Source organism: Alteromonas sp. CNT1-28, assembly GCF_022348345.1.
Taxonomy (GTDB): Bacteria; Pseudomonadota; Gammaproteobacteria; order Enterobacterales; family Alteromonadaceae; genus Alteromonas; species Alteromonas macleodii.
This window is the reverse complement of the sequence record NZ_JAKREZ010000017.1, coordinates 38246-52320: the sequence shown is the minus strand read 5'-3', so window position 1 is coordinate 52320 and position 14075 is coordinate 38246. Positions and strand designations below refer to the sequence as shown.

Below are 14075 nucleotides of genomic sequence, written 5' to 3'. Positions count from 1 at the left end.
TTTTTTTTAACAATTAAGCGCTTTTAACCGCTCTCTTTACAAGAATGCCCAATAAAGAGAGTTTTTCAAATGGGCAAGGAAAAAAAATGAATAAAATAAAAACTATACTACTGCTTGGTGTTTCACTTTTGGCCACTGGCTGCGCAAACAAAGTACATACCTATGCCACCTCTACTGAAAACACAATTGCTTTAAGAGCCTTATCGAAGCAAGACGTTCAAGCCAATATTGGTGAGTTTACCGACTCAGGTAAAAACGAGTCGAAGGTAATGTGCCGCCTGTCTTCTCCAGTGGGAACGCCAGAAGGTAGAACTTTTGCAACGTACATCAGAGATGCAATTTTAGCTGAAATGGTTGTAGCAGACCTATATGAAGATCAATCTTCAACAGTTTTAACCGCAAACCTTAACGATATTTATGGCAGCACCGTAATCGGTAATGCCTTTTGGGAATTCGACTTATCTTTAGCCTCAAGCAACGGTAAAAACCTAAACATTAAATCACGTTATGACTACGAGTCGAGCTATCTAGCGACGTCAGCCTGCTCTGAAATGCAGCGTTCTTTTGTACCTGCGGTACAGAAGCTAAATACTGAGATTTTCTCTCACCCAGATTTTCCGGCTTTACTTAAATAAAGCTTGAGCCAGAAGATGCTTTTTCATTCAAAAGCATCTTCTATTTTCTTTTTACAAATAACCCACCTGCACGTAAAAATCAGTCTCTAACCTACTTTTAAGTCTAATTAAGTGAGCAGCGCTTGCTATTCACTAGACTCTTGCGGCGCATACTCATTTTTCATAAGCCATGCATATGCTGTAGTAAACGCGGCCTCTTGGAACTGTTTCAAACCAGTTTCAGAGAACGAAACCGCTAACGGGTTTCTGCGAAGCGATTCTTTAATATCTGTTGGGCTAAATATAACAACTTCTAACCCATCAATTAACTCGATAGCGGCCTCTAGCTTAAAGCCAATAGCACTACCTGCGAACTTGCCTTTGCTTTGGCGCTGACGAATTATTACAGCATCAATTTTGTAGTCTTCGACAAGCTTTGCAAAAGTGCTTTGAAAGCTTTTTAAGCCTTTTGCACTGGTATCGGCAAGGGTTAAGCGACGCGTTCGACAGTCTGGTAAATGAAACAAACCATCAGCAAACGACACCAAACTAACAATCGCCTCATTACCTTTTAAATCTACACCACAGACTTTCATATTAATTCCTAATTACGTTTGCCCATTATTATAACGTGATTCGGTGCTAATATTTATCGAAGCGTGTTTTTCTTTTCCTATTTGAATACACTCATTAAGCGCTTCACTAAACACACAGGTAAAGCTAGCGCTACTTCGCTGAAACTAGTTTAATTAAGCGCGCGCCTTCCTTATCTTCAAGTACATAGATATTACCCTTGCTGTCTTGCTCAACTTCACGCACTCGCTTGCCCCACTCGTAGCGTTCCGCTTCTTCAACCTTCCAGTTACCCTCGTCGTCTTTATCAAAGGCAACGCGAACCAATGCCTTTGAAGACAGACCGCCAATAAATCCACTACCTTTCCAGTCGCTGAACTTATCGCCTTTATAAATGATAAATCCAGCAGGGCTAATAGCCGGCACCCACGCTAGCTCAGGCGATTTAAAAATAGGAATATCTTCGTGATTCGGAATTTTTACGCCTGAGTAATGCTCACCCTGCGACACCGTTGGGTAACCATAATTGCGCCCACGTTCAATCAAATTGAGTTCGTCACCATGGCGCGGCCCCATTTCATGGGCCCATAAATTCCCTTTCTCATCAAAATCGATGCCTAGCGGATTGCGGTGACCTAACGTCCATATCTGTTCGGTTACGCTGCCTTGGCCATAAAACGGATTATCTTCAGGCACGCTACCGTCGTCGCTTAAGCGCAGCACCTTACCTAAATTCATTGCCATGTTTTGTGCCGGGGTAAATTTCTGGCGTTCGCCCGAGGTGATAAACAAATAGCCGTCCGGTGAAAACGCCATGCGGTGAGAATAATGCCCGTTCCCCGTCACTTTCGGCGACTGACGCCAAATTAGCTCTCTATCAGACAACTTCGCACCACTTTCAGAAATGGTAAGCGTTGCGCGCTCTATTACCGCACCGCTAAACGCATCGTCTTTCTCATCTCGCTCGATGTAGGAAATATAAATAGTGTTGTTTGAAGCAAAGTCAGGGTGAATGATGACATCACCTAGCCCGCCCTGCCCGCGTGCGGTAACGCTTGGCACATTGCTAACCTTAAAACGCTTTTGCTGGTTTTCATCAAGTAGCCACAATTTACCGGCTTTTTCCGTTACCAAACTATGCCCATCTGGCAAAAAGACCATTGCCCACGGGTTATCGAAGGTCGACTGAACACTCCCCATTACAGTAGTACCCTCACTGCCTTTCATTTCAACTTGTTTAGATGAGGTTGACTGAGCAAAGGTAAAGAAAGAAGTTGCGAATAGAGTGACCAAGACTGCGGCTTTTCGATTCATACTAGTTCTGTGCTTACTTGTTATGTTCATCGACGTTCTAACCTTTTTCGAGAGTTTGCGTACTGCTAGTTACACGATGAAGCGCTTATTACACATCAACGGGTGGCGCAAACGATTTTAGTTAGCATTGGTTACGTAGATTTAATTAAACGGGTTTATATTGTTGCCTTCGTTTTACTATTCGTTAATGAACTTGTAGCGTGCATTTACTCACATGACCCTAAATTTTCTTTAATGCAGCCGTGCTTTACTAAAACGCCACCTATGTTATTTTCGACTGAGTTTTAGCAACGAATGTAAGGAGGTGATCATATGTCGAGAGTTAAGGTATTTGGACAGGCAGCTATGAGTGAGGGTCGTTCTAGCTAACCCCTTTAACGTAATTGCTCTAGAAGGCTGTCTATTCAGCCCAGCTCGGAAAGCCGCATCACGTTGCTGAATGCGGCTTTTTTTACTTCTTCTAAAAAGGTATACAATAAAAAACTATATTTTCAGTTAGTTTCATTTCAAAATATGGACATCTGTTGAAAAGTCATAAAACCTACAACAGGTTCAGCTCGCCAAAGAGTTAGTTGCATTAAGGCTTTGCCTAGGAGTAAGAAGTTGGTCAGGGTTAGACTATTTATATCATTATTGATGTTCGCTAATGCAAATGCAGCCGACATCGGCGATCAGAAAACCGTATTCGCTTTCCACGCTGACAATGCGTTTCTAACTGAACGGGTAAACCTAGAAGTCAAACCCTATTCAACCTCGGTCGATACAGTACAAATGCTAGTCGATGAGCTAGGGTATAAAGATCCTGTTCTACATGTTCCCCTTGTCCGTTCGTTTGCGTATATGCAACATGGCGAAAACATTTGCGTACTCAATAAAATTAAAGCCCCTGATCGTGAAAAAAATCACCTTTATTCATTACCACTAAGCTTCTTTCAAACACAACGTTTTTATCAACTAGCATCAATGCCACCAATAGATGAAAACCTTTTAAATAAGGACGGTCAGCTATTAAGTGTATCTAAGGTAATTGAAGCCTACTCCGACGGTTTCATTGTACTGCCTGAATATTACTCATTCGGTGAAAAGATTGACCAAGATTTGAAGCAAGTTAGTCGAGAGAAAATTCTTCGTGTAGCAAATGATATTTATTACACTCGCTTTATGGAGATGTTTGCAAAGGGAAAGTCTAATTTTGCACTTATCTATCCTGCCAGTATTTACCTAAGCTATGGAGATAAAATACCTGTTGAAGTACGCAGTTATTCCATTGCGGGTAACCCAAGCCACGTATCAGGACATGTTATATGCCCCAAAACGCCACAAGGGGCAAAGCACATAGCGAGCATAAACGCAGCAATAAAACGCATGTATTCAAAAGCTGAATTTATTGCTGCACATACTCGGTATTTGCCTGAGCAGGACAGGCAAAATTTGAAGGCCTTTATTAAGAAAACGGTTCGAGAGTTAATGCTGGGCGAGTGATGACGTGTTAAATGCATTCCCTTGTTTAGTTACGTTAATACCCCGCAAACCATTCGGTCTACGCTTTATGAACATCTATAATATAAAGCATTGTAAATTGAAGCAATAATAGTAGGAACGTACTCTGGTACGTTCACTCGTAATGGAATACACATAATGAAAACAAATAAGCTCTTCGCCTCCTTAACACTTTCGCTTTGTTTTACTTCGTTGTTAGGCTGCACAGAGCCCGAAACCCTACCCGCCTCCCCCTCTGCTGGCGCAGAATTTAAAGAAGCTGACCTTTTAAAAACTGGACTGGCTGAACGCATTCGAATTGAAGGGCAAAGGGTTGATTACCAATCTTTAGAGCAAAGACAAGCGCATTATGATGTGCCCGGTGTGTCTGTCGCGTTTATGAGACATGGGCAAATAGCTTGGACCATGCAAAGCGGCGTTAAAGATTTAGCCACTGAATTGGCTGTTGATGAAAAAACGGTGTTCCAAGTAGGCAGTATTTCTAAACCCGCATTTGCAGCGGTATTGATGAAATATCGCGAAGAAAACCCGCTAGATTTAGATGCAGATGTTAATACCTTACTCACCAGCTGGCAGTTGCCTGAACATGAGTGGACTGGGCAAGACGCTGTTTCATTACGCAGATTGTTAAGCCACACGGCGGGTACCACAGTACATGGCTTTCCTGGTTACGCGGCGGGCGAACCAGTACCTACCTTGCAGCAAGTACTAGAAGGGGCATTTCCCGCCAATACCGCTGCAGTTGTTGTTGATATTCAACCTGGCACGCAAATGCGTTATTCCGGTGGCGGCACTACGCTTGCTCAACTCACCTTGCAGGACGTAGCTAACGAGCCCTTGCCAACTATGTCACAACGGCTTTTGTTTAAACCTTTAGGCATGACGCGTTCTGGCTTCGAACAACCCATATCGACCAACTTATCAAATAATATGGCTACGCCGTATGACGGCGACGGTGCGCCAATTAAAGGTGGCGCCCATAACTACGCCACATTAGCAGCGGCAGGCATGTGGAGCACGCCCTCAGACATGTTGAAATTGGAAAGCGGCGTACGCAGTGCGTATTTAGGGCAAAAAACAGACTGGATATCGCAAGCCACCGCGCAAGAAATGTTAACCAACAATACGCCAACCAATGAAGCACCTAATGTTGGCATCGGCTTTTTTATCAACATGAGTGACGATGGAGAAATTCTGGGCTTTGGTCACGGCGGCGCAGATGCTGGCTTTATGTCGCAGCTATATATTGAGCTAGAAACGGGCAATGGCTACGCCATTATGACGAACGGTAACAACGGTAGGCAGTTAATAACTGAACTAGAAATACGCTTGAAAGAAGTATTAAACGTAGGCTACTCGGAAGTTGAGGTTAGGAAGTTAGTACCCATAAGCCAAAAGGAATTAAGTAAATACATTGGAACCTATGTAGTGACCAACCCTGTGAATGTTGATGTGGTGCTAGAAAAAACAACCAATGGCTTTGTGCTTAACGCCCTACCTTACATTGAAAATGAGGAATATTTTCATGAGGGTGGCGGTCGATTCTTTGCTAAGAATGGCAGTAGTGTTCGTTTTGAGATGGATGATGAAAGTGGGTTGGTTAAGACGGTTGTGATGGATGGGGGGATTCGGGGTGTTAAAAGGAAATAGTTGGTATAGTGTAAACTGTTAATCTGGACTCAAATGCTGGCGCTCAAATCTGTTGTATAACAATGCCCACAGATTTAATCTCATTCAATTTTATGCCGTCTTTGCTTTTAACAGTAAATTACACAAGGCCTCACAGAGGGGAAAGGTTAGTTCTCACTTAGTAGAACACCTGTATCAGTCTGATTGACCCTATCACGCGCATATCGTGTAATAACTGCAAAAGGTTAAAGCGTTTATTCAACATCAGCGTAATATAATGCGAAGAGCGTGAAATATTCAATGTGAAAACCATCGCCTATATATCTTACCCTGTGGTCACCGGTAAAATACTGGCTCACCTTGATTAACTTTTTAAAAACCAGAAGACAGTAGACTCACCATGCAGCTACCACTACGCGTACCACCTATTAAGCGGGGTATTTAAAAAGCGAGAATTCGCTCAGGTAACCTGAACTCTTCTAGACCGAACTATAGGTTAACCGAACTCGTCTTTGTGGATCCCATAATATCTTCTATTCATGACTAGACCAATCGGCGCTTTAGCATTTAACCAATCTGTTTCAAAAGTGCTCTTAGGGTTGTTTTTGAAAAGCTCTGTAAAATACAGTTCATGGCGTTAACCTTTCTGATAGGGTCATCAATTCTTCATTGTTCGCATACTACCTTTTGTCAACGTTTTTAAAACCTGCTGTATTGCAATATACAAGGCCGCCCTGTACATTAATTAAACAATCCTATCTTCAGACAAAGGGAATTGATATGAGAACTACATTTATTTTGTTTTTTTGTATGTGCTTGGCTAGCTGTGCTCAGACAGTTGGTGAAGTGAGTGTTATGAACTATATGCCTGCAGCAAAAAACAGTGAAGCAAATATTGCTTCTCCGCTTACGAAAGCATCTTTATTAAGGGAAAAGGAAGGGCTTATTTATAGAAATATTAACCCTAGCAATAAAAAGCAAGAGGAAATATTTTCAATATATTTAACAGACGCATATATAAAGTATATGCAAGATATGTGGGGTCTCAATGAACTGCTTTTTATTTTTGAGTTTACAGAAGTAAACGAGGGTTCAAACAGCGATACAGTCACTAAGATACTCGGCCCATTTGAGGGGGTTGCGGATGGCACCTTTGCACCTCTTAAAAACAAGCTCATATACGGGCCAAAGCTTATGCAAAGTGATGTAGTCAGCATGAAAGTTACGGTTCTTGAGTTTGATGCAGATGAAAATGAAGAAAATACTTCCATCTTAGACTTCATTCAAAGTTCAACACAATCCTTAAAATTGGCTAATCCTTTGACAGCTAGTCAACTTCAATTAACGGCTGAATTGTCAAAAACCATATTACAGAAGAATTCAGATGACATCGTTATGTCTATCGAATTAGACATGGTTGCAGGTAATAAAAGCTATGACTCATATGATAGCCATGCCCAAGTAATTCCTTTAGAAGCAGGTCAAAAGCTTTTTGTCAAAAGAGAAGCTTGCCGTATATTTTTATGTTTCGATTATCTAACAACCAAGAACGGTTCTACTTTCAATGAGTTCGGCATGCTCGCTGATGCACTTTACTCACCAATAGTATTTGCAAACAGAACATTTCTAGACACCCCAGACAATGATTCATTAAAAGTATTCGATTTTGATGAATTTAATGAACGATTAGCAGCTACAGACTCCAGCACTCTGAAACTTAGTGAGTACCGAGAAAAATCATGGCTCCTTTTTAATATAGTAAAAGGTGGAGACGATTCGCTCTGGGAAAAACGAAAAATACTGAAAGAAGCAGAGAAAGCACTGTTAGAGCTAGTTGCTAGAGAATCTAGCTTTACTAACGAGGACGCTAACGAATTGGACAGCAAATTTCAAAATGTAATAGAAAATATTAAGCGTGCAGAATTACAAAAAAATATGAATGGCTTAACTTTAATTCCCAATAAGTTAGTAGATGGCCTTTATGAAATCGATATTGATGCCAGTAAAGCTGAATTTTGCCTAGCTCAGGATGAAAATTCCAAATTTACTTCTCTCAATTTGTCAGACAATAACTACAAGATTACAAAAAATAGTCAGAGCATGTCTTTGTTGCCCGCCCCAAACATAGCTTGCTTTGATTTATCTAATTCTGATGGCTCTTTGGTAACCAAAAAAAATGTATTGCTTACACTGTTTCCCACATTCACAGATAAAGATTTTAGCGCCACATCAATCGCAATTCCCTTAAAATTGAACCCCAATTAAAAACAGACTGACTGTTTTTGTTGATAACCAAAGCTCAAACAAGAGCTTTGGTTTTTTCTTAAATCTCACAGCACCTTTAGTCTTAAAAAGTTTACCAAAATGCCCAAACCAACTCGTCAATGTTTGTAAACGTTAGCCGCACACTCCAATCTTCACCTTCATAGTTACTAATCATATCCCGCGTACCGATAGATAGACGTACTTTATCTGATAAGAAGCTCATGTTGCCTTCAATGCCGAGCATAGGACTCTTACCATAAACTGAAGTATTTGAAACGTTCGAGTTGACATTTATTGCAAAACCGTATGATGACCAAAAAGTTTGGGGCCTATTCCATCTAAGACCTGCTGTCCCCGAGATAAAAGTGACCTTGTCAGCGGAATTGTCCTTTATTTGATGGTGATACGAAAAACCTAACTCTAAATTTGATTTCCAAGGTAATATATGATCAAAATTGGGCACATAAGTCCAGCCTACAACGATACCCGTTTGAACTGCATCAACACCAAATAAATCAGGAATAATTGAATATTTCCAGTTAAACAATCTTGGATCTCGAGCATTTCCAATATTGTAAGAAGCGTAATGATCTTTTGGCACAAAGAGCCTTGCGGTCGCCAAATGCTGTCTAAGATCTCCGTTACTAACCTCTTCTAAGTATACAAGTCTGTTTAAGAGCCTTTGCAATAACAAACCTTCCCAATACTCTGGCCTTGCTAACATATAATTAAGCTGAGCATTAAACTCAATCTCATTAGTATTTTGGAGCGACTGACTTTCGTTCTTTAACTGCTCTAAAAATGCTTTAAAGTCTGTCGCTGTTTTATGGTTGAGTGACTTATATATGGCATAAGAAGCAGAGTGGTAATTGGCGGAAAAGTATTTTTGCACTATGTTAGACCAGTCTTCGTTTACACCGATGCATCTAGATCCATTTATCGTGTAAGTTCCAAATTCGTCGCATATAAACGCGCCAAGCAGTGCCTTAAAGTCAGCTATTTTTTGACCATCAGCTACTGGCCCAATCCTCAATATTTTTTCAACGTTTTCCTCAAATTTTAAACGCTCACATCTTAGCTTTACTGCATCGGCTGCATCGTTACACATTCTTTTAGAGATGAGTCTTAAACCATCATATATACCCGCAGCATAGTCGTACTCACGAAATGTCGAATCAAAAAACGCACCAAACGCACCAAGATAATTTCCCGTCAATCTTGGGCTTCTCTGCGTTGGCACATAGTCTCTTTTTATGTTCGATTCATTATTCACAAAATATGTTTGTAAATCGCTGTACGTATCTTGTTTGCGTAATGTATTTAATCCTGATAAAAGTCTATCTAGTTGAGCAGATATAGTTAGTGAGTCATTTTTGTTTCTATCTTGAAGTAGAATCTGCGGGCGCTTGGTATTATCTGGATCGAGATAATAAAAGTTTTGATTTTTTTTCAAAGCTTTGTCGGAGTCTAAGCTCATAAGTTCCGCAGCCAAACCTATCGGCACGTTGTTAAAGTAGCCGCCGTCTATAAACATCCCTGTTTCATATTTCTCCTCTTTTGCGCAATATTTGTCACTGCTGGTAGGTTGCTCTTTTACGTTGTTGTGACAATATCCAAGTCTTACGGGACCAAAAGCTGCAGGAAAGGCACTAGAAGCGAGTACAGCGCGGATAATAGATTCGAACGATATTTCATTATCTTTTGAGGGTAGATTTATATAACGCCTTGTTTTCCCTCTTAGATTAACTTCTGTTAGCTCCTCCGTTGATACTGGAGCAAAAGTAAGGCCCTGCTTACCTTTTTGTTTAAAGACTCTCATTGGTATAGCAAAACTTTGTGTATCAATCTCTTTATTGGTTCCATTGCTAAGCTTAAGATTGACTTTTTCTGGATTTGGTTTAGTAACCATCACTCCAACTATTAAATTACAATCATCTCTGAATTCTTTTGTATCTACTAATATCCTCATATTTTCAATAACACTGCTAAATGGATGTCTGCTGAAAACTCCATCAGGAATTTCTGAAGCTTTTCCATATGGCTCCACTCCTCCCAAAAAGAGGTTTTGATAAGTGCTAAACTCCTTAGGTAAAAGATTTTCTAAATCAACATCTATCCATATATCTCTGAATATATTATTAAATAGGCCATTTTTTCTTTCCTCTGGCTTCAGGCATGTATGAATAGCAGTTGCGAGTGCATTTATTGCACCAGCTGATGAACCTGTAATAACTTTCAATTCTGGTAGATTAGCAGTATGCAATTTTTTTTCCGAGAATTCGGCGATGATATAGTTTAAACCTGCTTCGTAATTGCCCAAGCTTATTCCACCTGATATTACTAACGCACTTTCTTTGACTTCTTTTACTTTCGAAGGTGTAGACGATACGCAGGTAGAATAGTGAATAAGAATAATAAGCAATAAAAATGCTGAACGTTCCATGTCTAGTTCCTTCCAAGGTCGTATAGCTTTAAATTAGATTTAAATGATTTGACTTGCACATACCTGTATAAAATACACACAAGCAGCTCAATTTTCAATCAACTTGGCTATCTTATGTTCTGAGAGTTCTTGCGAGCAGATTAGTTTGTGAATGCGACTAAGTGTGCCCTAACTGATTGGTGTGAAAACAATAATATTGAACTGGTATATATCCAGACAGGTAAACCGCAGCAAAATGGCTTTGTTGAACGCTTTAACGGTTCACTCCGCAGAGAGTTCCTTGATGCTTACTTGTTTGAAAATCTCAATCAGGTAAGAGAAATGGCCTGGTTCTGGCGACTGGATTATAACGAAGAAAGAACACATGAAAGTCTCGGTAACCTGCCTCCGGCAGCTTACCGAGAAAAACTAGAAAACTCTAATTTAGCACTGTCTCATTAAAGGGGAAGTGGACAGGTTGGAGCTTAAATCTCCATAATGGCAACAACTTACTACTATAGTCTTCGGGGATTACAATAGAGAATGATTTAGCTTCTCTTGTAGTCTCTACCGCGACAACTGAACCATAATCTTCCGTAGCCACTTTATAAGCAGATGAGATCATTGAGCTTAATTGACCTATTGGATCAAAACCATTTTCAGAGTACTCACCCTCTGGTTCAAACCTGTATTTATATAGGTGACTGACACCAATGAACTATGTAGGGTTGCACATCAGCACTAACTTTTATCTTTAATAGGTATTCCAGACACGAAATAATGACTACCGTAAACATGGTAACTTTCTCCATCACTCCAGTTCCTCAAGTCTGACTTTATTATTGAGTTCGTCAGAAAATATAACTTTTGATTTGAAGAGCCTCTTATCATATCGGAAGAAAGATTGTTTTTTTTGAATCGTCCCGTAATAAGAAGGTCAATCAAAGACGCGAGCTGCGCAAATTGAACATTGAATTTAAGTGCGGCTTCTTCCAATTCATAACCAGTATACACAATAATATCAAGGTTGGAATTTTGTCGCCTTAGCTTAGCGCAAAACTCTATGACAGGCTTTATTTGCATAAGAGGTTCACCACCACTAATGGTCACGCCTCGCAATTTAGGTGTTGTCAAAACCTCTTTGATTAATAGATCAAGAGACACTCGTGTTCCCGATTGCGCATTCCAGGAATCGGGTACAAGGCAGCCTTTACAACCTAAGTCACATCCTTGAACCCACAATACATAACGTGTCCCGGGCCCAAGATTGCTAACTTCGGGCTCACGGTGATAAAGGTTGATGTAAGTATGCGTTTTGCTCATTAGTTTGGTAAACGAAATAGAATATGGCCCTGAGACACGACTAAGCTGCGTCCTTCTCTTGCGGATTGAACCAGAACATCTCTTTGGATCTTAATGACGAGCCTTTTTACGGCAGAAAAACTTAGATTCTCAACAGGGAAGTTTTGAGTCAACAACTGAACCAGTAAATTGTCAGTGACATCAGGTGCGAGTGAAAATTGAGGTTCAATACAACGCTTAAACACAGCTGCAAGGTCTTTACCACTTGGATTAGCTAATTCGTAATGGCAATCAAATCTACCAGGTCTGATAATGGCTTCATCAAGGCTGTGATAAAAATTAGTAGCAGCAAAAACCAATACCTTTGCACCTAAACGCCTAATTCCATCTATTCGTTTTAAAAAGGTATCCCTAAAGTTGGTCATACTTTTGGATGCTAAAGCATCAAATTCATCGAAAAACAACAACACCCCATTGTTAGTTAAGATTGAATATCTTACTGTTTTATCAAAAATATCGTTTAAATTGGAGACCGGATTTCCCTTACCTCCAATAACATGTTGCAAGTTCACTTCAACCATATCCATTTCAAAATGGTTGGCTATCGCATTGGCAAATTGGGTTTTACCATTTCCAGGGGGGCCGTAGAAGAGAAATCCATTGTCAGCCGGGAGTTTGACGCCATGATGATTTACAGGGTTTAGGAAGTATTGAATATCTGAAATTACTGAATCTTTTATCTTTTGATGTCCAATAATATCGTCAATACATATTCCATTTGGATCAGTTGCAATCAGATTAAACCCCGAACCTTTTGCGCTTAAATTGTTAGCAATAACGACTTTTAACCGATCAACCGCGTCTTTTACTGCGTTATCCATAGATGGGGCCGCAGAATTATTTATAATAGGCTGAATGATATTGTTTTTAAGCTCTCGTCCACTACATCCCTGAGTACGTTCCAATAACTCAGAAACAGTTGTCTCGGAAATATCTGACCACTTGTCTCTTAATCCCGACTTCAATATTTCTTTTCTGGCGACTTTATCAGGTAGGTCAATCTTAACGGGGACCAGTCTACTGAGTATCGCTGAATCAACCATGTCAATATGATTTGTGGCTCCCACAATAACCAGGCCTTTATTATCTGCGAAGACACCATCTGATTCAGCTAAAAACTGGGTGACCAGATCCTTGGTAAAACTATCTCCTCCAGTTCCTTCTCTTGCGGGGAAAATAGTCTCAATCTCGTCCAAAAATAGTAGTGAAGGAGCAGCAGATCTGACGCTGTCAAAAAGGTCTCTGATCTTAGGCGCAGATTGTCCCACATATTCACCTTTGAGATCAGCGAGTTTTGCCGTTATTAACGAACGGTCTTCGGTATTTGCTAGTACTTTAGCGATAGTGGTTTTACCGGTTCCAGGGGGACCATAAACGATACAGCCGAGTGATTTTTCTCCTTCTTGAACGTGAGAATTGGCTCTAAAAAACCTAATAAGCTGTTGTTTTACTTCCTTGCGTAAAAAGACATCATCCCAACTCCAATCCTCTAGAGGGAATCCAATATTACGCCTAAACAGCATATCCAGCTCTTCCGATTCGCCTCCTTGTTTTTGAATTTCTCTCAAAATATTGATTGACTCCCTTAAGGTTTTTTGAGCACTACGGCTGGTTTTCGCTACCTTTTCAAGGGATTTGATTTTGTATTCCTTTTTCCTTCCAAACACTTCGTAAAGTGCAAGGTTTAATTCGTCTGCTCCGGGCAGACTTAGAAGGATCCCATTACTCAGTTTGTCCACGTCAACAACGTAGTCTTTCAGGGCTGCGATATTGTTGAGAATATAAATACAACAAGGGGCGTTTTTAAAGTCGGCCCGATCACCAAAATTTAGGGTTTTTTTAAGCAATTCGAAGTTGTGTTGTTGACTTGCAAATAACTTGGTATCCCAATCGAAAGAATCGAAGATAATGGCAAAATTACTGTCAACTTGACCAGCAACTTGATTTAGAGAATTGATAGTGCTTACCATCATATTTAGGTTGTTGGTTTGCTTTTTAACATCCTCGCTACTTTCTTTTGCTTCTGAAGCTTCCGATGATGAGCTCTTGCGCTTAGCTCCCAAACCTGCAAGCCCGTCAGATCCTTTTTTCTGATCTCCAACTAAAAAGTTAACCACCTCTCCGGCATTAGAAATCTGCTTTTTATCAAACGAGGTTCTATTCTTAGTACATAAAAATGCGTGTTCAGATGATAAAACGATTATTTTTTCATACTTAACAGGAGGAGTGCGCAGTAAGTGAAAACAGAGTGAGTCTGTCAGATTACTAATATGGCCTTGCGAATTGTAAAATAATTCGTCTTTTACATGCTGCCCATATAAGTAAATTCGACTGTTACCAGCACTAATTTGCTCAGCAACTTTTGAGTAAAATCGACTTTGACTGCCAGAAAACAT

General features: G+C 40.2%; 9 protein-coding genes and 1 pseudogene. 5 read left to right on the top strand and 5 right to left on the bottom strand.

What is annotated here, in order from left to right; translation table 11 throughout:
* Nucleotides 1–86: 86 nt before the first annotated feature.
* On the top strand, nt 87–635 hold the full coding sequence (locus MHN02_RS12370; RefSeq protein ID WP_239246400.1) for a hypothetical protein: 549 nt from the start codon (nt 87–89) through the stop codon (nt 633–635).
* Between the two features lie 125 nt (nt 636–760).
* Here MHN02_RS12370 and MHN02_RS12365 read toward each other — a convergent pair whose 3' ends face one another.
* On the bottom strand, nt 761–1210 hold the full coding sequence (locus MHN02_RS12365) for a DUF3010 family protein (protein WP_239246397.1): 450 nt from the start codon (nt 1208–1210) through the stop codon (nt 761–763).
* A gap of 130 nt (nt 1211–1340) precedes the next feature.
* On the bottom strand, nt 1341–2531 hold the full coding sequence (locus MHN02_RS12360; protein ID WP_239246394.1) for a PQQ-dependent sugar dehydrogenase: 1191 nt from the start codon (nt 2529–2531) through the stop codon (nt 1341–1343).
* A gap of 573 nt (nt 2532–3104) precedes the next feature.
* On the opposite strand from MHN02_RS12360, the gene MHN02_RS12355 reads away from it, so the two are divergent.
* The 3 genes from MHN02_RS12355 to MHN02_RS12345 all read left to right on the top strand — a co-directional run bounded on the left by MHN02_RS12355 (nt 3105) and on the right by MHN02_RS12345 (nt 7895).
* Nucleotides 3105–3983 (top strand): hypothetical protein, encoded by an 879-nt coding sequence (locus tag MHN02_RS12355; protein WP_239246391.1) that lies wholly within the window; start codon nt 3105–3107, stop codon nt 3981–3983.
* A 156-nt stretch (nt 3984–4139) separates the two neighbouring features.
* A complete protein-coding gene (locus MHN02_RS12350) occupies nt 4140–5651 on the top strand; it encodes a serine hydrolase domain-containing protein (protein ID WP_239246388.1) in 1512 nt (503 codons plus the stop codon).
* A 759-nt stretch (nt 5652–6410) separates the two neighbouring features.
* Entirely contained in the window at nt 6411–7895 is a 1485-nt protein-coding gene (locus tag MHN02_RS12345) for a hypothetical protein (RefSeq protein WP_239246385.1), read from the top strand.
* Nucleotides 7896–7986: 91 nt separating this feature from the next.
* Here the strand turns inward: MHN02_RS12345 and MHN02_RS12340 are convergent, their stop codons facing one another.
* Nucleotides 7987–10338: a patatin-like phospholipase family protein gene (locus tag MHN02_RS12340; protein ID WP_239246382.1), complete on the bottom strand. Its 2352-nt coding sequence runs from the start codon at nt 10336–10338 to the stop codon at nt 7987–7989.
* Nucleotides 10339–10506: 168 nt separating this feature from the next.
* On the opposite strand from MHN02_RS12340, the pseudogene MHN02_RS12335 reads away from it, so the two are divergent.
* Nucleotides 10507–10779, top strand: a pseudogene (locus MHN02_RS12335) (transposase); the annotation flags it as partial.
* Between the two features lie 279 nt (nt 10780–11058).
* On the opposite strand, the gene MHN02_RS12330 reads toward MHN02_RS12335, so the two are convergent.
* Together MHN02_RS12330 and MHN02_RS12325 are read right to left on the bottom strand one after the other, a co-directional pair.
* Nucleotides 11059–11640 carry a 4Fe-4S single cluster domain-containing protein gene (locus MHN02_RS12330; protein ID WP_239246379.1) on the bottom strand — a complete coding sequence of 194 codons (582 nt, stop codon included), beginning with the start codon at nt 11638–11640 and terminating at the stop codon, nt 11059–11061.
* Entirely contained in the window at nt 11640–14075 is a 2436-nt protein-coding gene (locus tag MHN02_RS12325) for an ATP-binding protein (protein WP_239246376.1), read from the bottom strand. The genes MHN02_RS12330 and MHN02_RS12325 overlap by 1 nt, the downstream gene beginning before the upstream one ends.

Bases quoted from the DNA above. Each gene is read 5' to 3' on its own strand.
- MHN02_RS12370 (WP_239246400.1), top strand. From the start codon at position 87: ATGAATAAAATAAAAACTATACTACTGCTTGGTGTTTCACTTTTGGCC.
- MHN02_RS12365 (WP_239246397.1), bottom strand. From the start codon at position 1,210: ATGAAAGTCTGTGGTGTAGATTTAAAAGGTAATGAGGCGATTGTTAGT.
- MHN02_RS12360 (WP_239246394.1), bottom strand. From the start codon at position 2,531: ATGAACATAACAAGTAAGCACAGAACTAGTATGAATCGAAAAGCCGCA.
- MHN02_RS12350 (WP_239246388.1), top strand. From the start codon at position 4,140: ATGAAAACAAATAAGCTCTTCGCCTCCTTAACACTTTCGCTTTGTTTT.
- MHN02_RS12345 (WP_239246385.1), top strand. From the start codon at position 6,411: ATGAGAACTACATTTATTTTGTTTTTTTGTATGTGCTTGGCTAGCTGT.
- MHN02_RS12340 (WP_239246382.1), bottom strand. From the start codon at position 10,338: ATGGAACGTTCAGCATTTTTATTGCTTATTATTCTTATTCACTATTCT.
- MHN02_RS12330 (WP_239246379.1), bottom strand. From the start codon at position 11,640: ATGAGCAAAACGCATACTTACATCAACCTTTATCACCGTGAGCCCGAA.
- MHN02_RS12325 (WP_239246376.1), bottom strand. From the start codon at position 14,075: ATGTTTTCTGGCAGTCAAAGTCGATTTTACTCAAAAGTTGCTGAGCAA.